15 protein-coding genes are annotated in these 19,901 nt (G+C 55.9%); 9 read left to right on the top strand and 6 right to left on the bottom strand.

Annotation, left to right across the window (positions count from 1 at the left end; all coding sequences use genetic code 11):
* Nucleotides 1–42 precede the first annotated feature (42 nt).
* A complete protein-coding gene (locus tag GS605_RS21130) occupies nt 43–609 on the bottom strand; it encodes a VPLPA-CTERM sorting domain-containing protein (RefSeq protein ID WP_253283360.1) in 567 nt (188 codons plus the stop codon).
* 632 nt (nt 610–1,241) lie between these two features.
* On the opposite strand from GS605_RS21130, the gene GS605_RS19395 reads away from it, so the two are divergent.
* The 3 genes from GS605_RS19395 to GS605_RS19405 all read left to right on the top strand — a co-directional run bounded on the left by GS605_RS19395 (nt 1,242) and on the right by GS605_RS19405 (nt 4,652).
* Nucleotides 1,242–1,952: a methyltransferase domain-containing protein gene (locus tag GS605_RS19395; RefSeq protein WP_170347013.1), complete on the top strand. Its 711-nt coding sequence runs from the start codon at nt 1,242–1,244 to the stop codon at nt 1,950–1,952.
* Nucleotides 1,953–2,136: 184 nt separating this feature from the next.
* Nucleotides 2,137–3,630 carry a hypothetical protein gene (locus GS605_RS19400; RefSeq protein ID WP_171725027.1) on the top strand — a complete coding sequence of 498 codons (1,494 nt, stop codon included), beginning with the start codon at nt 2,137–2,139 and terminating at the stop codon, nt 3,628–3,630.
* Complete coding sequence (locus tag GS605_RS19405; RefSeq protein WP_171725028.1) at nt 3,627–4,652, top strand: glycosyltransferase; 1,026 nt, start codon at nt 3,627–3,629, stop codon at nt 4,650–4,652. The genes GS605_RS19400 and GS605_RS19405 overlap by 4 nt, the downstream gene beginning before the upstream one ends.
* Nucleotides 4,653–4,689: 37 nt before the next feature.
* Here the strand turns inward: GS605_RS19405 and GS605_RS19410 are convergent, their stop codons facing one another.
* The 3 genes from GS605_RS19410 to GS605_RS19420 all read right to left on the bottom strand — a co-directional run bounded on the left by GS605_RS19410 (nt 4,690) and on the right by GS605_RS19420 (nt 9,502).
* Nucleotides 4,690–5,499, bottom strand: a complete 810-nt coding sequence (locus GS605_RS19410; RefSeq protein ID WP_171331822.1) for an FkbM family methyltransferase — start codon at nt 5,497–5,499, stop codon at nt 4,690–4,692.
* Between the two features lie 64 nt (nt 5,500–5,563).
* Nucleotides 5,564–7,531, bottom strand: coding sequence for a hypothetical protein (locus GS605_RS19415; RefSeq protein ID WP_171725029.1), 1,968 nt, complete (start codon nt 7,529–7,531; stop codon nt 5,564–5,566).
* Between the two features lie 483 nt (nt 7,532–8,014).
* A complete protein-coding gene (locus tag GS605_RS19420; RefSeq protein WP_253283361.1) occupies nt 8,015–9,502 on the bottom strand; it encodes an NAD(P)/FAD-dependent oxidoreductase in 1,488 nt (495 codons plus the stop codon).
* A 672-nt stretch (nt 9,503–10,174) separates the two neighbouring features.
* On the opposite strand from GS605_RS19420, the gene rfbF reads away from it, so the two are divergent.
* The 6 genes from rfbF (at nt 10,175) to GS605_RS19450 (ending at nt 16,679) form a co-directional block, all read left to right on the top strand.
* Nucleotides 10,175–10,948, top strand: coding sequence for a glucose-1-phosphate cytidylyltransferase (gene rfbF, locus GS605_RS19425; protein ID WP_171725031.1), 774 nt, complete (start codon nt 10,175–10,177; stop codon nt 10,946–10,948).
* Nucleotides 10,945–12,024: a CDP-glucose 4,6-dehydratase gene (gene rfbG / locus GS605_RS19430; protein ID WP_171725032.1), complete on the top strand. Its 1,080-nt coding sequence runs from the start codon at nt 10,945–10,947 to the stop codon at nt 12,022–12,024. Before rfbF ends, rfbG begins: the two co-directional genes overlap by 4 nt.
* On the top strand, nt 12,021–13,262 hold the full coding sequence (locus GS605_RS19435; RefSeq protein ID WP_171725033.1) for a class I SAM-dependent methyltransferase: 1,242 nt from the start codon (nt 12,021–12,023) through the stop codon (nt 13,260–13,262). The genes rfbG and GS605_RS19435 overlap by 4 nt, the downstream gene beginning before the upstream one ends.
* Complete coding sequence (locus tag GS605_RS19440; RefSeq protein WP_171725034.1) at nt 13,262–14,140, top strand: NAD(P)-dependent oxidoreductase; 879 nt, start codon at nt 13,262–13,264, stop codon at nt 14,138–14,140. The genes GS605_RS19435 and GS605_RS19440 overlap by 1 nt, the downstream gene beginning before the upstream one ends.
* Before the next feature lie 32 nt (nt 14,141–14,172).
* Nucleotides 14,173–14,538 carry a GtrA family protein gene (locus tag GS605_RS19445; protein WP_171725035.1) on the top strand — a complete coding sequence of 122 codons (366 nt, stop codon included), beginning with the start codon at nt 14,173–14,175 and terminating at the stop codon, nt 14,536–14,538.
* A 104-nt stretch (nt 14,539–14,642) separates the two neighbouring features.
* Entirely contained in the window at nt 14,643–16,679 is a 2,037-nt protein-coding gene (locus GS605_RS19450) for a B12-binding domain-containing radical SAM protein (RefSeq protein ID WP_171725036.1), read from the top strand.
* 9 nt (nt 16,680–16,688) lie between these two features.
* Here the strand turns inward: GS605_RS19450 and GS605_RS19455 are convergent, their stop codons facing one another.
* Nucleotides 16,689–18,719, bottom strand: a complete 2,031-nt coding sequence (locus tag GS605_RS19455) for a glycosyltransferase family 39 protein (protein WP_171725037.1) — start codon at nt 18,717–18,719, stop codon at nt 16,689–16,691.
* Nucleotides 18,720–18,727: 8 nt separating this feature from the next.
* Nucleotides 18,728–19,798, bottom strand: coding sequence for a glycosyltransferase family 2 protein (locus GS605_RS19460; RefSeq protein WP_216600266.1), 1,071 nt, complete (start codon nt 19,796–19,798; stop codon nt 18,728–18,730).
* Between the last annotated feature and the right edge of the window lie 103 nt (nt 19,799–19,901).

Genomic DNA, 19,901 nt, shown 5'->3' on the forward strand with positions numbered 1-19,901 from the left:
GCGAAACGGCCCCTTGTCCTGTTTGTCAGGTTTGTGTGTCGCTCAGGCGGCCCTGCGGCGACGCGTCAGAGCCAAACCACCAAGCGCGGTCAGAAGCAGCAGACCACCGGCGGGCAGCGGAACTGCAGCCACGTCAAAGTCAAACGTAACCGGCACCGGATTGCCATTGGCATCGGTCGCCCCTTGAGAGTTGGCCCAGCTAAACACCAAATTCTGGCTCAAGGTGTTCGGGCTGACGCTGCTGAACAGCGTGCTGAGTGTCGTCTGAACACCACCCAGAACCGACGTCGATGCCAGCACGTTGGCCGGGTTCAAGGCGTCGACCCAGCTCACCGTCAGACCTGTGAACGTGTTCAGCAGATTGATGGTGATCGAAGCGTTCGCAACACCAAAAAGAGGATCAATGGGCGACTGGAAGTTGATCATGTAAACCCCGGGTCCACCCATCGTGGAAACCGTACCGGAGAAGAGCGTGTCGGAGGTGATGTCATATCCACCCCCTGGCAGAGGACCACCACCCGCTGACACCGAGGTCAGAGCGCTGGCCGATCCGGCCATCATCACAGCAGTAGCAAGCCCCGCCGCCATCATCTTAAAAGTTCTAAACATACAAAGTCCCACCTTTGATTTTTATACACACAACCCGCTCGAAATCTCGGCAGGGCACCTACTGCATTTATTAATAATTCATTTCTATTTGATTGCGAAGGATTTTTCTCGGAATTGTGGCTTTTTTTGGGCGCAAAGGCCGATTGCTCGGCACAATGGGCGCTCGAATTATAGTTTGTTTCCCCATCGTGAACCAGAATCACCCGAATAAGGCGAATCTGCGTCTGGAGAACATGCCAACTTTCCGGCGATTCCGAGCGTTTTCACACTGCACCAAACATAATCCAAACCGGTTCAGGCAATGCAGAACCAACCCCGATCACTCTGTCATGAAATGCAACCGGCACGCCTTTTCACATGACGGGCGCCCCCGTTCTGCGCAAGGCGAGAAACAATACAAACCATTTCAGCGCACTGTCTACTTTCGGACCGCCGCAAGGACCCTGCGGATCACAACAGAAGGGAAAAAGGCCACAAACCCGGGTTCCACCATATTTATTCTTCGACGGTCCGAAAGTTTCGTGTAGCTTTGGATTGTTATTGTACCAAGTTCAGGCACGCATTTTCAATCGGAAGCCCTTGTTTAGCCGTTTGTCCATTGTGCCTGCCTATTTAGCGAGGAGACATTGCGCATGGGCGTTGGCCAGAACATAGCCGCTGAGAATGCGAACTGGACCTTTGGGGGCAGTGTTCCCGATACGTTTGTCGACCACATCAAATTGTCTGTTCCTCTTTATGAAATGGGTCACGGCCTGATCTGTCAGGTTTCCGATTTCTTCGTCCGCAATGACAGTCTCTGCTATGAAATCGGCACATCGACCGGAGAGTTGATCCGCAAGCTGGCAGAACATAATGCGGGAAAGCCTGACGCACGCTGGATCGGCATCGATGTCGAACCTGAAATGGTGAAAGTCGCCGAAGCTCATTGCGCGGATGTCCCGAACATTTCCATTCTTCATGACGATGCCCGTCATATGGAGATGGAAAAGGCGGACATGATCGTCAGCTATTATACAATGCAGTTCATCCCGCCCCGGTACCGGCAGGAACTGTTCACCAAGATCTACAACACCCTGAACTGGGGCGGTGCGTTTGTCATGTTCGAAAAGGTCCGGGGGCCGGATGCGCGGTTTCAGGATCTTGTGACCCAGCTCTACAACGAATTCAAAATCGGCAACGGATTCTCAAGCGAGGAAATCGTCGAAAAGGCGCGCAGCCTGAAAAGCGTGCTGGAGCCGTTTTCCACCCAGGGCAATCTGGATCTGCTGGGCCGGGCCGGTTTCAAGGATGTGATGAGTATTCAGAAGTATATTTGTTTCGAAGGTTTTCTTGCTATCAAATGATTGCTTAACGCGATTTTGGGCGGTGGCCACAGTGGAATTCGGCCCCACAGCCCGCTGGACAGAGGCATCCAGGAACGCTGATGAACACGTCTGTTTCAAATCTCAATGACACGCGCCCGGACATCGAGCCCGGTCCAGGTGTGGCTGCATCCCGCGAGACCAGACCAAATGCTGCGGAAATGACATGAGCGTATCGGCACCTTCGGACAAACTGGCCTTGCAGACCCGGTCGGCCCTGCTGGCTACGCTGGCGGTTCTTGCCTGCCTGTCCGTGTTTCTGGTCAACGGCGGTCCGCTCTATTATTTTGACACAGGCAGTTACATCCGGCAGGGCAGCGTGGCCCTCAACAGCCTTCTGCCGCCGGTGAACGAGACCAGCACGACGGGCGGCACTTACACCGCAGATGAGGACGGGACTGCAACCGGCTCCCGCTCGCTTATTTATGGCCTCATCATGGCCGCGTTTTTTCGCGCCGACGCCCTTTACGCTGTTCCGGTCATCCATCTGGTTGCCACGCTTTTTACGGCCTGGATGCTGGCGCGGACGGCGGGCCGGTCTCTGGGCGGTGCGCAGAACACAATGCTGATGACGGCAATCCCGCTTCTGGCGGCGGCCAGCACCTCTTTGCCGTTTTACATCGCCTATATGATGCCGGACATATTCGCACCAATTCTCCTGATCGCGATTGCCGCACTCACCGCCTTTGGGCAGACAATGCGCCTCTGGGAGCTTTTTCTGATCTCGGGGCTGGCTCTGTTCTGCATTGTGCTGCATCCGTCGCATCTGGCGATCACAGGGCTGATGATCCCTTTTGTCGCCCTGACGGCTCTGGGTCGCAGGATGCCGGGGCGCTGGCGCGCAACGGTCCTGATGGTGATGCTCCTGACGCTTGCGGCGGCCGAGCGCAAGGCCTTCCAGATCACCGTTGAAGCCCAGATGAACAAGGAAGTTGTCTATACCCCGCATATCACTGCGCGGCTTATCGTTGACGGGCCGGGGATGGACTATCTGAAGGATGTCTGCCCGGATGCAAGTATACCAACCTGCGCGCTGTATGAGGCGCTTTCATGGTCGGATAACCCTTACAGACTGACCGCATCCCATATCATTTTCGAGCGCTCCTCTCAGTTGGGGTCGTTCCGTCTGCTGTCGCCGGAGGAGCAAAAACAAGTGGCGCTGGCACAGGGGAACTTCGCCAAGGCAGTCTTCCTGTCCAGGCCGATTGCGACGTCTTTCGCATTGGCCAAAAACGGCTATCACCAGATTATGCGCTATAGCGTCAACATGACAATTCCGACGGATGTGGAATTGGCCAACGCGCGCACCCTGGCTCGCCTCGACGAGGCGCAGTACGATTTGATTCAGAAAGGGAATCTGGCCTGGGACAGGGGCTGGATAGAAACGGCCGATATCGTGCACGGCGCGATCTATGCCGTGTCTTTTGCCTTTATCGTGTTTGTTCTGCTGCGGCCGGGTCGTGTGTCGCGTGACATGAAGCTGTTTGCGCTGTTCATCCTGATCGGAATAGCGGTCAACGCACTGGTCTGCGGGGGAGTATCTCAACCCGCGGATCGTTACGGCGCGCGCGTGATGTGGTTGTTGCCCTTTACAGCGGCCTTTCTTTTCCTTGTTCAGCGCTCAGGCGCTTCGCGTATCATTGCCGGAGATCCTTCGTGAGTTCAGATCACCCCCTTTCCATCAGCGTGGTCATGCCGGCCTACAATGCCGAACATCTGCTGCCGCGCGTTTTGCCGCCATTGATTGAAATGCTGAATACCGGTCAGGTGCAGCAGGTTCTGGTGGTGGATGACCAATCCCCCGACGGCACCGCGGCGCTGGCACGGGAAATGGGCGCAACCGTGTTGACCACGCCCGTCAATGGCGGGCCAGGGGCTGCCCGCAACCTGGCCGCCCAACAAGCCACGGGCGATATCCTGTGGTTCGTGGATTCCGATGTCATCGCCTGGCCGGACGGGCCTGACCATATTCGCCGGGCGATGTCCGAAGACAATGTGGGCGCCGTGTTCGGATCCTATGATGATGCCCCGGACGGGCAGGCCTGGTTTTCACGCTACAAGAACCTTCTGCACCGCTATCACCATCAACGCGCCCGCCGCGAGGCGCGCACCTTCTGGGCCGGGTGTGGCGCCATCCGGCGCGACGTGTTTCTTGAAGTCGGTGGGTTCGATGTCAAAACCTATGAGGTGCCTTCGATCGAAGATATCGAACTGGGCTACCGGATAGCGGCCACCGGTCGCCGTATCCTGGTCGAGCCGCTTTTGCAGGGCAAACACCTGAAGGTCTGGACCATCCGCAACAGCCTGAGCACGGATATCTTCTGCCGTGCCCTGCCCTGGGCCCGGCTGATGATCTCGCGCGAGGGGTTGACCGATGACCTGAACACCTCGATGGCCGAGCGGGCACGGGCCGCAATTGCTGGGCTAGTGCTGTTGTCGATATTAACCCTGCCGTTTTGGCCGGGGGCATGGCCCCTGCCCTTATTGCTGCTTGCAGCCGCCTTTGTCGCCAATTTCGATCTGGTGCGCGCCATGTCCGGGCATGGCGGACCGTGGTTCGCATTCAAATGCCTGCTCTATCACCAGGTCTATTATATCTACTCGGCCACCATCTATGTTTGGTGCCTGCTTGAATATCACGTACTGGGGCAAAAGCAGAAACTGCGTGTCACGCGGAACTAGAGACCCGCGTGGCGTGACCGGGTCTTGAGGCCAATAATCAAAATTGCTTTGCTGGCAATTGTTCAAACGGTAATTTTTCGACCTGATCGAAACGTGGATTTCGCTCATGGACATAGAACGTATCGTAGAGCGAGTTACGTACAAAATGATAGCCGTTGACAAACAGCAGTTCATTTAGCTCTGGTGTCGGGCGTTCAATTGTCATTGCTAGAAAACGGTATTTGTCGAAAGGAAAATCACGCAGTATCCGTGTTTCTGACCCTTCGACGTCCAAGCTGAAATAGTCGATTTCTTTTGGCGCCTTGTAACGATCGAATACCTCATCCAACGGCACCGCTTCAACTGTAACTACTTTACCTTTCTCCCGAAACTTGGCCAGTTTCGAGGCTCGGCGTTCGTTCATATTGTCGGCCTCATCTACCAGCAGGCTACTGCGTTGACCGTCGATCATGAATTCCAACTGGCCGGGTTCGGGGTCAACGGCCAACGGAACCGGAGTTGCCGTGCGCTGGTGCCAGTTGGTAATTCGGTGATAGTTGACGGGGTTTGGTTCGATCAGCAACCCGGTCCAGCCATAATGCTTTTCCAGAACAAACGTGTTGGAATCCGAAAATCCGTCAGCCGCGCCAAGCTCAACAAAGAAACCATTGCGCTTGCCATTATAAACTTCGTTGATCACCCACATATCCTGCCCCCGGTCCGAAACCCGTTTGGGCAAGTAGCCAAGATTCTTCATCGCAAAACGGCGACTTAAGTTTCGAGAGCTGACCACGCCGATATACGCAAAATAGGCAGGTTTCTGGAGGAACGGGTATGTTTCAACCAGTTTGGTAAGATTCTGCTTCATAAAGTTCTCCACTTAACAGCCCATTGTCATTGCCCGGGCAATTACATAATTCCACAGCTGCCGGCTATCTTAGTCCGACGACCCTCGCGATGTCCCACACCGGATACGGGGCCTCACGCGCACCGCGTCCGAAAATGATGTCAAACGGCACATGAAAGACTGGTGCGATACTGATCGGCTGATCGGCATTGCGCAGATCGCTTTCGTAAATTGCGCTGTCCCGCGCCACCAGCACCCAGTCGTCGACCGTATCGCCAATTATGCTTTCACCAGGGTGCAACGGCGTATCTGTCGCTCGAATAAAATAATCCGCCGCAGTATCTTTAAGTGTTGGCATCCTGGCATGTACGTAAACCGACAGTGCCCCGGCCATGTAGCGTTCTTCTAGCTCTGCCTCTGTCCAGATGGGCGGGAAGGCCTCGTCGATCAGTGTCTGTACTGCGTTGATTTCCTCCGTATCGGGAAATGGCCCAGATTCGACTTCGAACGTGATTCGATCGGCCAGATTTCGGGTCAGAGTGAAAGGGCGCAGCGTTTCAGGCCAGCTGATCCAGAGACTGACCGCCAACCCGCTCAATGCGCAGACAAGAGCTGGCGTAGGGGCCGCCTGAACCAGACGCAGACGCCAGAACACGATCAGCGGTATGATCATGGCAGGCGTGAAATGATGCGGCAGAATACGGTAGGCCTGTATATAAAAGAACAGAACATAGGCAATAACAGATAGCGTCAGCGCCTTGGACAACTTGTCTTGCCAAGGCCAGGCCAGCAAGGCCAAACTAGGCAAAATTCCGCTGGGTAACAACCAGAACAGAGTACGTTCAGTTTCAAATATCGAAATGAAGCGTAGGCGGTTTAAGATGCTGTCGGTATTGAACTCTGTGGACTGGTTCATCACTCCGAACCGCCCCAACAGCATTTCGAACAGCGATGCCAAAATCAGAATGGCCAGAGCAATCCCCCCTCCAACGATCACCTGTCGGATCGGAAAAGGGCGGGTTAGAAGAAAATAGGATATCAGAAAAAATCCGATTAGAAGAATACCGTTCGGCGCGGTCAACAAACCCAGCGTTGATACAGCCGCCATCCAACCGAATTTCTGTTCGCTAAAAAACAAGATATAGCCCAATACGCCCAGCAAGATCATCGGCTCGCGGACCATAGGCAGAGCAATGTCAGCGAAATACGGATTGTAAGATGGGTTGAATGCCATCACGAAAGAAAACAAAAGTAGAGCCATGCCCAACCCAAACACCGTCTGCATGTTGCTGCGTGTCTTGGTGGGGCGGACAAAGGCCAGCATAACCCCGAACAGGATCGAGATACCCGGCAGATAGGCAAGGCGAATAGAAACTTCATACGGCCCGAATATCCGCATAAACCCGGCTTGCATAAATGTCTCTGTCATCATTTTGGGGGTTGGGTACCCTCCGATTGCACCAGAGTCCGGAGGCCAGAATGGCAGGCCCCTGATAATAAACAGCATTGCGTTCAGAAAGCTGTGCGCGCCGTCGTCATTCAACACCTCCCAATAGAATTTCGGAGACATCAGCAACAGCACAGCCAGAGGTAGCAGGATCATACCGATAATATCCCAGCTTTTGCCCCGAAACATCTGTGGCTCAAAATAATGTGCGGGGAACAAGTAAAGGCTCAGCAGGCAAAGCATCAGGATCAGTAAAATAAAGGCTGTTTCCGTCATCTGAATGCCACTGACAACCTGAACCAGCGCCGCAATAGCGGGGACACCGAACAGGGAAAGCGTAAACCCTTTAAGCAACCAGTGCTCAAACCGATCGCTGGGCGTGCGGACAGCCCATGCTAAAATCAGCCCCGGGGCCAAAAAGAGCGCGGAAGCGGACAAAGCGACCAACGGAACCCAGATGTAAAGAAACAACGCCTCATCCGTCACGAAATAAGGAGAGGCTCCATCTGCCAAAGCAGCCTTTGCAGACAATGTCGCCGCAATATCCTGCCCCACCAGTATGATACCGGTCAGTACAATAAGAAACAGAGAAAGGCGAAATACCATCACGTCTTATATAAACTCGTTAAATATAGCAGGTAAAAAATTAACCGATGGCAGACATCCCGTTACCCTGCAGAATACCGTTTCCTTCAACCATCAACTTATTGATAACATACAAGTCATGTTGCGTTGTCAGTTTTTTTTGAATGAGTGGATCACACGCCCAACGTAGCATCAATGCAAAAAATTACGCCGCATTAGCGAGACATTAAGAACAAAAGAAACTGATTCAATACTTAGCGGCGGAGCTAGCACAGCAATGGCAAAGGACAAGCCCAGTCTGTTTTCAGTTCCGGTTGGCACAGTTGATATTCAGCACGAAAACAGGCCTTGAACGGTACGCCGTGCGATCTGGCACGACATACCCAATCTGCAAACCACAGAAAAAGTCTTTATGGCCGTACCGCTTCACCAGCACTACCCGAGCTGGCGTCGCCTCCCATCATATGGCAGCGGGAAAACCGCTTACATGATCAAGATCCCAATTCAGAGCGCCGCTCTGTTACTGAGCTTATCTGAAGATGTCTGGTTCTTTTTCTTGGGTTTGGCTTCAAACTCTTCGTGATAGGACCGCTCAACATTGACATCCCAGACGTCATGATCCTCGCCCAGAATATTGCGCGCGGCGTACATCGCCGACAGCATGGAATGATCCTGGTTGTTGTAGCGGTGCAGACCATTGCGACCCACGGTCTGGAAGTTTTCCAGCGTCTTCAGCCAGCCGCTGACCGTGTCCAGGGCGTCCTTGTATTCACTGTCATAGACCGGATAGGCCTTGGGCTGCCGGATAACCGCGTGATCGATGACATCGCTGGCCTTGGCCAGACCCAGCTTTTCAAGCTCTTCACTGGCGAGATGCCTGAGGTCCTCGTCACTTGACGACCACAACCCGTCACCTTTCTGGCAGAAATATTCCATCCCGATCGACGCGGTGTTCTGATCGGGCAGCATTTCCGCGGACCAGGCCCGGAAATTCTGGATGCGCCCCACCTTCACCTGCGGGCTGTGGATGTAGATCCAGTTGTCCGGGAACGGGTCCGCGTGATCCAGGATCAGAGTCACGATCAGGAAATCACGATACCGCAGACGGTCTGCCGCCTCGACGACCTCGGGCGGTGGCGGCGGATCAAAAGCATGGATCAGATCACGAACGGCCATCGAATTGACGAACTCCGTGCCTTCCACCCGTTCTGTGTGTTTTTCGCCATCTTCAGTCCAGTGGCGCACATCGATCGAAGTGACGCGATTGCCATCACGGTTCACCTGGATCACTTCGGAATGGGTTTCGACCGAGCCCCCCTTTTCCCGGATCAGATCGCGGGTTTTTTCCCACATCATGCCGGGGCCCAGGCGTGGATACTGGAACTCCTCGATCAGGCTGGCGGTGTCGTTGGCCCCCGAAATCGCGTTCCAGACAGCCTTGGGCAGGGACAGGTTCTTGATCCGCTGCGCGGCCCAGTCGGCGCGGATTTCGGACGGCGGAATACCCCAGACCTTCTTGGTGTAGCTGTGGAAGAAATGCATGTAGAGCCGTCCGCCAAAACGGTTGATTACCCATTCTTCGAACGTGTCTTCCTGCGGCTTCGGCCGCAGCTTCCATTTGATGAAGCTGCCGATGATCTTGTAGGTCTCGTAGGGGCCGATATTGCCAAGGGCGTTGAAGATACGCAGCGGGTAATCGTAGAATTTGTTGCGATAGAAGATGCGGCTCAGGCGTTGCACGGTGATGAAATCATCCCCCATCACCTCGTGCCACATATCCTCGACTTCGCGCACCTTGGTGAAAAACCGATGCCCGCCAATGTCGAAGCGATACCCTTTGTGCGTTTCGGTTCGCGAGATGCCACCAACCATGTCCGAGGCTTCGAACACCCTGGGAACATGTGTGTCGCTCAGTTTCTGAAGTTCATAGGCTGCTGTCAGCCCTGCTGGACCACCACCAATGACGACAACGGGAACAATATCTTTTTTCAAATGACTAACACCCATACCAAAACACTGACCTAAAGCTACAAGAGGTTATCCGAGATTCACAACAAAATCCTGTCAGTTCCCGAAACGGGGCTCCTGCGCTTTGAGTTCCACCCCTTCCGTGCAGAAAAATCAACCATTCCGTTTGACGAACCGCACTCGCGTCCTTCTCTGCAAATCGATGGCAAAACCCAAACCGGGTCGCCTGTACCGAAAGCCGGTTTGGGTTTTGCGAAACCGACGGTCTTTCACACCACCCGAAACAGCACGCGTTTTCCACAATGCCCTGAAACATAACGATGATTGCTGACTGGCACAGCCAGCCGAAACTCCCCGCCCGGAAGCGAAACATAGATTGGATCCATACACCTCTTGCACGGCGCCTGACCTGAACCATGACCGTTTTTTTCAGGCTGCGTCTGTGATGTCCTTCACTGTATCGACGGACCGAAAGGGCGCATCAACAATGCTGTGACTTTTCTCGCATTGTGTATAGTTGAGCGCCAGAGCAGCAGGAAATTCAGCACCTCACGACTCGTCGCTTGGTGAATCTTGACAGGGTGGCACCGCTGCCGTCCTAATACGTGAGAATGTTTGCAAAACCCAGGTGTCTCAAACCTGGGGGACGATGAGTGAATTGGTAGCCAGTCTCGTTGTTAACGAGGGAGCAATTTTATGAAGTGTGTTATTCTGGCCGGCGGCTTGGGAACCCGGCTCAGCGAAGAAACCGTCAAGATTCCAAAACCCATGGTCGAGATCGGCGGCAAACCGATCATCTGGCATATCATGAAAATCTACGCGGCACACGGCATCACGGATTTCATCGTCTGCCTCGGCTACAAGGGTTACGTGATCAAGGAATACTTCGCGAATTTCTTTCTGCACAGTTCAGACGTCACGATCGATCTGGCCAATGGCGGGCTTGAGATTGCAAACAGTAAATCGGAACCATGGCGCGTGACGCTGGTCGATACCGGAGAGGACAGCCAGACCGGGGGGCGGCTGCGCCGTGTCATGCACCTTCTCAAGGATGAAGAGGCCTTTTGCCTGACCTATGGCGACGGTGTTGGTGATATCGACATTCGTGCCGGGATCGATTTTCATCGGGCGCATGGCAAGCTTGCAACCGTCACGGCAGTTCCTCCGCCCCGCCGCTTCGGCCAGCTCGAACTCCAAAGCAACCAAGTTCTGAATTTCTCCGAGAAACCCGTCGGAGATGGTGGGCTGATCAATGGCGGGTTTTTCGTGCTGTCCCCGAAAGTGGGCGATTACATTGACGGCGACAATACCGCTTGGGAACGCAGCCCCCTAATAAATCTGACTCGCGATGGCGAGCTGATGGCCTTTGAACATAAAGGCTTCTGGCAGCCCATGGACACCATTCGCGAACGTCAGGAACTGGAAGAGCACTGGGCCACAGGCAACGCACCGTGGAAAATCTGGGAATGAGTGCGAGCGCGTTTTCTGGACGCAGGGTGCTTGTTACCGGGCATACCGGCTTCAAAGGCGCCTGGCTGGCTGCTTGGCTGGCCCAGGCAGGTGCGAAAGTCACCGGGTATGCCCTCGCCCCCGAGACGAAACCCAATCTCTGGGCGTTGCTGGATCAATGCAAAATACGGTCGGTCATCTGTGACCTGAATGATCGCGTTGCCCTGGACCGGGTCATCGCCGAAACCGATCCTGAGTTCGTCTTTCACCTAGCCGCGCAATCGCTGGTGCGGCGATCCTACCGCACGCCGGTCGGGACCTTCGCCACCAATGTTCTGGGCACGGTTCAGCTTTTGGACGCACTGCGTGCAGCCCCGAGCCTACGCGCTGTGGTGGTCGCCACCTCGGACAAGGCCTATGAGAATGTCGAACAGGTCTGGGGCTATCGCGAAACCGACCCGATGGGTGGGCACGACCCCTATTCCGCATCAAAAGGGGCGACCGAAATTGCGACCGCCGCGATGCGGCGCAGCTATTATTCGCCGGGTGCTGCCGATCCGCACCCGGCCCGGGTTGCCAGCGCACGCGCAGGCAACGTCATTGGCGGCGGCGACTGGGCCGAAGACCGTTTGGTTCCCGATATCGTGCGCGGCTGTCTGAGCGATGAAGGGCGTGTCGTATTGCGCCACCCCGGCGCAATACGCCCCTGGCAGCATGTTCTGGAACCTCTCAAGGGGTACATGGTGCTGGCCCAGAAGCTCGAACAAAACGATGCCTTCGCGACGGGCTGGAATTTTGGCCCCGAACGTGACGATGAGCGTCCGGTTCTGGATGTGGCCCAGGCGATCATCAAGGCGCTTGGACAGGGCCGGATCGATATCGATACCCCGGCAGACACCCCGCATGAGGCCACAATGCTCCGGCTGGATGTATCGCAGGCGCGTGCACAGCTTGGCTGGCGCCCGGTCCTGAGCTTTGACGATACCGTCAGGCTGACGGCAGGCTGGTATGCGGGCTGGGCCCGTGGCACCCCGGTAACCGAGCTGTGCCACGCCCAGATTGCCGAATTCGAAACACTGAGTATGAGACAGGTATGACCGGCACGACCCATCCCACCTGCCGCCATTGCGGCGCGGACCTTGAGATGACGCTTGTCGATCTCGGACTGTCCCCTCTGGCCAATTCCTATGTCGACCCCGCGAAAGTGGACAAACCGGACCCGGTCTATCCGTTGCACGCCCGCGTGTGCACCGAATGCTGGTTGGTTCAGGTGGATGATGTCGTACCGGCGGAAGAGATTTTTTCGACCGATTACGCCTATTTCTCCAGCTTCTCGGACAGCTGGCTGGCCCATTGCCGGGATTACGTGGAAAAAATGGTCAATCGGTTCGATCTCGGGCCGGACGATCTGGTGATCGAGATCGCCTCGAATGACGGGTATCTGCTGCAGTATTTCGTTGAAAAAGGCATCCCGGTTCTGGGGATCGAGCCATCAGGCAATGTGGCAGCGGCGGCACAGGAAAGGGGTGTGCGCACGCTGATCGATTATTTCGGCGAGGCGCTGGCCCGCAAGGTGGCCGCGACCGAGAAACCTCCGGCGCTGATCGCATCGGCCAATGTGCTGGCGCATGTGCCTGACATCAACGATTTTGTCGCCGGGATCGCCACACTTCTGACCGGCGATGCGGTCTATACGGTCGAATTTCCGCATCTTCTGAACCTGATCAGAGAAGTGCAGTTCGACACGATCTATCACGAACATTACTCCTATCTGTCGCTGCTGGCGGTGGAAAAGATTTTTGCCAAGGCGGGCCTGCGTGTCTTCGACGTCGAGGAACTGCCCACCCATGGCGGTTCGCTGCGGGTGTTCGCCTGTCTTGAGGGTGCCAGCCATCCCGAAGGGCCCGGTCTGGCCAAGGTCCGCGCGGATGAGGCTGCGGCGCAGTTCGACCGACCTGAGGGCTATATGAATTTCACCATTCAGGTCGAAGCGCTGCGCGACGGGCTGCTTGGCTTCCTGCGCGAAGCAAATGCCAGGGGTGACACCATTGCCGCCTATGGCGCCGCCGCCAAGGGCAACACGCTGCTGAACTATGCCGGGATCGGCCCCGACCTGATCTCTTACTGCGTTGATCGCAACCCGGCCAAGCAGAACACGCTGCTGCCCGGCAGCCATATCCCCGTGCATGGGGTCGAAGCCCTGCGCGAGACGCCGCCGGATTACGTGCTGATCCTGCCCTGGAACATCCGGGACGAAGTCACGGATCAACTGTCCGACCTGAAGGCACATGGCACCCGCTTCGTAACGGCCGTGCCAGAGATCAGGATCAGCTGATGGCACGGGTTCTGCTGACGGGCGCAACCGGATTGATCGGGCGCGCGACAGCCACGGCTCTGACAGAGGCGGGCCACGAGGTGGTGACGCTGGGCCGCAACCCGGCAAGCGACATCACCTGCGATCTGCTGGACCCCGATGCCATCACGACAGCCCTTGAAACAGCCCGCGCCAGCTATCTGGTGCATCTGGCCTGGCATGACGGCGCGCGCGACCGCTGGACTTCTGGGGCCAATCTGGACTGGATGGCCGCCACCCTGCATCTGGTGCGGGAGTTTGCACGCACAGGAGGCCAGCGTGCCGTCTGCGCCGGAAGCTGTGCTGAATATGACTGGTCGGTACCGGAGCTGATCGAAACCAGCCCCCTGCGCCCCCGCACCCTTTATGGGGCGGCCAAGGCCGGAACCGGTCTGGCACTGTGCGCGGGCCAGCAGACGCTTGGCCTGTCCCTGGCATGGGCCCGCATCTTTTTTGTCTACGGGCCGGATGAACCGCCGGGGCGACTGTTTGGCGATCTGATGTCAAACCTCGGGGCGGGACGGCCGGTTGATTGCACCGACGGGCGGCAGGAGCGGGATTTCCTGCATGTCGATGATCTTGCCCGCGCCTTGTTGCGCGTGCTGGAAAGCGATCTGACCGGCCCGGTCAATGTCGCCAGCGGTACGGCGACCCCGGTTCGAGACCTGATTGCAGAGGTGGCAAACCAGATGCACCGGTCCGATCTGATCCGCTTGGGCACCATCGCCCGCGCAGCGGACGATCCGCCCCGGCTGGCGGCGGACGTGACCCGGTTGCGGGACGAGACCGGTTTTATGCCACAATATGACATCATCTCGGGCGTGGCCGACATTCTCAGATTCGAAGGGGGACAGACGTGAAGAAATTGCTTGTCCCCCGCAAGAAATCTTTCATGCGTTTCGCTATGGTCGGAGTATTGAACACGGCGTTTGGCTATGCGCTCTTCAGCATTCTCAATCTGTCTGGCCTACCCCCGCAAGTCGCGCTGGTGATCTCGTTTTCCGGTGGCGTGCTGTGGAATTTCATGACCCATGCGCGCCTTGTGTTCGATACAAAGGGCCTCGGTCGGTTGCCATTTTATTTCCTGTCCTATCTAGCGGTTTATGCATTCAATGCCCTGTCTTTGGAGGGCCTGCTGTCCCTGGGATTTCAACCAATCATTGCGCAGGGGATGATCGCCCTTCCGGCCGCAATCTTGGCCTTCATCCTGATTTCCCGGGTACTGACAGACCGCTTTCCATGGCAACAGGAGATGTGAAAAACGCTTGAATATAATATTCTGGCATAAAAGCCATTGAAGACCGATCTGACCATGGAGTCTGAAATTTGACATAAGAACTGTACCGCGAGGATAGTTAACTAATGCGTCTTTACCTTGCCGATCTCGGCCACAACCTCGTTACTGCAACATCGGACACCTACCCGTTGGGTGTCGGAAATCTTGCGACTTTCGCCCAGGCCTATGCGAAAAGCCCAGCACCGATCGAGGTCGCGATCTTCCGTGATCCCCAAGAACTCAAAACCGCAATCGACACGGCCGCCCCGGATGTAATCGGCTTTTCCAGCTATTCCTGGAACCACCACTTGGCCCTGTCCTTTGCCGATTATGCCAAGGCAGTTAACCCCGACAGCCTGACCCTGATGGGTGGCCCCAACTTTCCACTGACCGAAGAAGAACAGGACAGCTGGATCCGGACCATGCCACAGATCGACATGCATGTGCGCGGCCCCACCTATGAGGGCGAGCGCGCTTTCCTCAGCACGCTGCAACGCTTCATCGATGTCGGCGCCCGACGCGAAGGCATGTGGGAAGAGGCCGTCGATGGCGCGCTTTACGTGCACCCCGAAACCGGAGAGATCCTGCGCGGGGCCGAGCCGCCCCGCATCCGCGATCTGGATGAAATCCCCTCGCCCTATCTGGCCGGGCTGATGGACAAGTTCTTCGACACCGGCCTGTTTGCACTGATGCAGCTGGCACGGGGCTGCCCGTTCACCTGCGCGTTCTGCAATTCGGCGGTCAAATCGAATTCGAAGGTGTTCCGCCATTCGTTTGAACGCACCAAGGCCGATCTGGATTACATCGTCGCCCGCATCAACCATGCCAGCCCGCTGTGCTTTGCGGATGACAATTTCGGCATGTATGTGCAGGACGAAGAGGTGGCCGATTACCTGGGCCATCTGATGGATCGGTACGACTGGCCCAAATACATCCGGACAACCACGGGCAAGAACCGCGGCGACCGGATCATCAAGGTGATGCGCAAGGCCAAGGGCCGGTTGCCGATGACCTCGTCGGTTCAGTCTCTGAATCCGGAAGTTCTGAAGAACATCAAACGCGACAATATCAGCCTGGACACCTATGCCGAGGTACAGCAGGAGCTGCATTCAAAGGGCATGCAATCCTATGGCGAGCTGATCCTGTGCATGCCGGGTGAGACCAAGGAATCCTTTATGGATGCTGTCGACAAGCTGATCGAAACCGGTGTCAGCCGGGTGGCGGCACACCAATTGATGCTGCTGCATGGCGCGCCACTGGCCAATCCTGACAGCCGCGAGAAATTCGGGTTCAAAACCCTGCACCGGGTCGTTGCCCGATGCCTGGGCAAATATACCGGGCCAACCGTGGTCGAGACCGAGGAAATGGTGGTCCAGTCCGAGAATTTCTCGTTCCAGGATTATCTGGACACCCGTGTTTTCCATCTGCTTCTGACAATCTTCTATTATGAAGACAATTTCGAAGAAGCCTTCCGGCTGGCGCGTTCTCTGGACATCCGACCGTTCCAGATCATCAAACATATGCAAAAGATTCTGGATCAGGCACCGGAGCCGTTCCGCAATGCATTGGCTGGTTATCTGGAAGAGAACCAGGCTGAGCTGTTTGAAACCCGCGCCGATTGCGTGGCTTGGGCTCAGGACAATTACGATGACCTGATCAGCGGTGAACTGGGGGGCAATCTGCTCAGCAAATACTCGATGATTGGCCGGTTCATTGTACTGGACGAAGCGCTTGTTTTCCTGAAGCGGGCCATCTCAGACCTGCTGGATGAAGGTGATCACGAAGCTCATGCGATGCTGGATACAATCATCAACTACTACAGTGCCGTGATGCTGCATGTGCCCTTCTCGGAAACTCTGGAGCACGAACCGATCTGGAGCTCATCCTTTGATGTCGAGGCCTGGCGGAACTCGGGATATGAGGGCGCCCTGACCGATCATCAGTTCGACGCGCCACGCAAATTCCAGACGCAGGTCGACCCACGCGTTAAAACAACTCTGCTGTCACGGATCGAAACCTTTGGCGAGCATGCCTCGGGGCTCGGCCGGTTTACCCGAACGATGTTTGCCAATGATTTCCGGCGCGACTTCGTGACAGGCGAAAACCGACATGCAGCCGAATAGGCCCCGGGCCTATTCCTCATCCCCCAGATAGACAACGTCGCGGCCCGGGAAGGCCGCGATGATGTCTGCGTTCTGCTCGGGGCCCATATCGCGCAGGAAAATCGGCTTGCCCTCGGGCAGGAACGGGTCGTTGAGATAAAGTGCAGACCCGATATCGCCCTGTGTCGAGACAAAGACCAGAGCGTTTCCAAGCCCGGCAGCCTGCCGTCTTATGTCGCCGGTATAGCCACCATATCCATTGTATTTCGACACCCCCCGCCATGGGGTGAAACTGACAACAGACACCGCACACAGCAATAGGATGACGCACTGCAGGCGGCCACGATGCCGTTCGGGCAACCGGTCATTGATTGCCTCGACCCCAGCAGCTGAGAGAACCAGAATTGGCAATAATGCCGTATGCCAGTACCGAGGGCCAAGATAGAATGTGCCCGTAAACCAATAAAAGAACAGCACGCCGACAAGCGCCACTAACACCACAAACATCGCCCGGTCGAAACCGCTCAGCCTTTTACCCCAGATCAAAAGAACCCAGATCGGAACCAGAGATCCGAATGTCCAGCCCAGAAGCTCAAAGTTGAGCGATGCAATCGCATTGATCAGGTTCAACACGGCTTCGGCGGGGCTGTGTCCGATCCAGATATCCAGCGCACCCCAGCTCTGGGCAGGCGGGCCTACATTCTCGCCAAACCCAAATGCGTTTTGCGTGTCCGGCCACAGGCGACTGAGATAGTCGGCTTGCGCGGTCAACAACGGATCGCCCGTGATCGCGTAGTTGAGCAGAAAAACGGCAGACGCGGACAAGACACCCCCGATACCACAGGCAAGCACCTGCCCAATCCCGCCGGGCAGTCGGCGTAGCAACCACAAGCCAGTCAGACCACCCACGATCAACCCGTCTAACGGTCGGGTGACAAACCCCCATCCCAAGGCCAACCCGGCGACAAATGCCAATAATACCGCCCGACGAACCCCCTTTCCGGCCCGGATTAAACACCACCAAGCCAGTAAGATCGTCACTAGCATAAGCGCGTGGTTCATCAGCGTGGCCCCAACAGCCAGCACCCAAGGTGAGGTTGCCATAAGCAACGCGACCATATCCGCGCGTTCCCGGCTGACGGCCCGCCGGACAATTTCATGGGCCAAGCAAACCGATATCCCGGTCAGGATCGGATTGATCATCCATGGCGCCCCGATCAGAACCCCAAGGCTTAGAACGATGGCCCAGCCCTGTGCCGGAACACTGATCCATTTGCCCTCATGTATTTCGAGAAGATAATATTCCAGCGCGGGGTGTGCCGCTTCGGGCGGGGCCGGAGCCCAGAGCGTGCCAGCCGCAAAGGTCTGTGCCTGAAAAAGATAAGCCAGCTCATCTTCGACATGGGGAACCCGGTCGAACGCCGTCCATGCAAGAATGCCGCTGGCCACCGCTGTAAAAACCGCTAGAGCGGACACCGGTATGCGCGGCATGCAATCAGGACCCGCCACGGCGAACATGGAGACCAGCGTGGCCATCTGAACAAGAGATAATGCACCGCCGACGCCGATCTGCAACCCAAAAGCCACATAATAGCCATAGGCCACATAAGGTGTTGCAGACAGGCAGAAAACCGCGACCAGAACCATCAGAAAAAACAGTCGGGCAAGCCCCGCTCTGGTAAAAAGATACCTGACGGCCTCCCTGCCTGAAGGGCGCATCAGAACAGCGCCCGTCAGCACTGCTTGTGCTACCAGCATCATCAGCATGATCAGATTTTCAGGCGGATTGCTCGAGATATCCAACCTCGGAAACCAAAGGGGTTGTGTCAGCCTCAACCTGGCGGAACTGCCTAAAAGAACCAGAGCGGCCAGAAAACCAAACAGACCCTGCCCACGTGCCCAAAAAAAGCTCAGCAACAGCAAAGAGCCGGCGAACATGCCGAAAAACCACCAGCGTAGCTCAACCAACGTCGCATTGGTGACAGGGGCGTCAGCAGCCAATGCAGGTCCTGTGCAGATGACAGATCCCAGTGCAAGACAGCACAGAAATCCCCGTTTCATGCATAAAATCACGCCAAGTGCTCGTCTTTACTCAGTGCGGGATCCAAAGCTGGGCCTTCGATATTGATCCGTTCTTGCTCAGTAACGATAGGACCACCTCGCACCTGATTATGGATCGATGTGATGTACTCCCCGAGCATCCCAATAAACAGCATCTGAATCCCTGAAAGAAAAAACAGGGAAACGATGATGGTTGTTGTCCCGCGCGGCGCTTGGTCGGGATTGATGAAAAAGAGCACTGCGGAAATTAGAGAAAACAGAATACATGCTGCGGCGATCACCAGCCCGCTGATCGTGCAGAACCGCATGGGTGCACGCGTAAAGGAAAAGATTGCGTTAAGAGCCTGATCCGTCAGCGCCATCAGGCTATGCTTGGTCAAACCGTTTTTCCGCGCCTGCCAGACATAAGGCTTGATGATCCGGCGAAAACCGCAACTTGCAATGATTCCGCGGATATAGGGATAGTGATCCTTGTGTGCCAAAACCGCCTTCAGCACTTTGCGATCAATCAACTGAAACTCTCCGACCGATGGCTCTAGCCAGACATCCGACAGGCCATTGACGATCCGATAGAAAAGGCCGCGTGCGTTGCGCATTACAAACCCCTCCTCGCGGGTGCTGCGGGCACCAGCCACCACATCGTAACCGCTTTCCCACAATTCAACGAACTCGGGGATCAGCTCGGGCGGATCCTGTAGATCAACGGGCAGCATGACGACGACCCCGTCACCGGTTGCATAGCGCAATCCGTTGAAGGTTGACCGGAACACCCCGAAATTACGGGCATTGACCACAACTTTCACGTCTTGGTCCTTTGCGGCAATCTCGCGCAGAATGTCTACGGTGCGGTCAGAGGAAGCATTGTCGATGAAAATATGCTCGCGCCTGTAGCCCGGCAGCTTCTCGTCGAAAATCGACTTTACGGCCTCATAACAATTCGCCACGTTGTCTTCTTCATTGAAACATGGAGAAACAATAGAAACGGTTTTCATAGCTCTATTTAACATCAAACAGCACCGCTTACCCCACCAATACCTGGGTATAATTGTACCATCCCGCGAAGCTTGGGATTCGCACAACACCTAACCTAAAGGAATACCATGGAATAACGAGCGCGCATCGCAACATCAAAAGTCAAATTCGCCCTTCTTCTGCGACAAGGCTATCTTGCCATTGTTTCCC

It is taken from the genome of Ruegeria sp. HKCCD7559, from assembly GCF_013110575.1.
Taxonomy (GTDB): domain Bacteria; phylum Pseudomonadota; class Alphaproteobacteria; order Rhodobacterales; family Rhodobacteraceae; genus Ruegeria.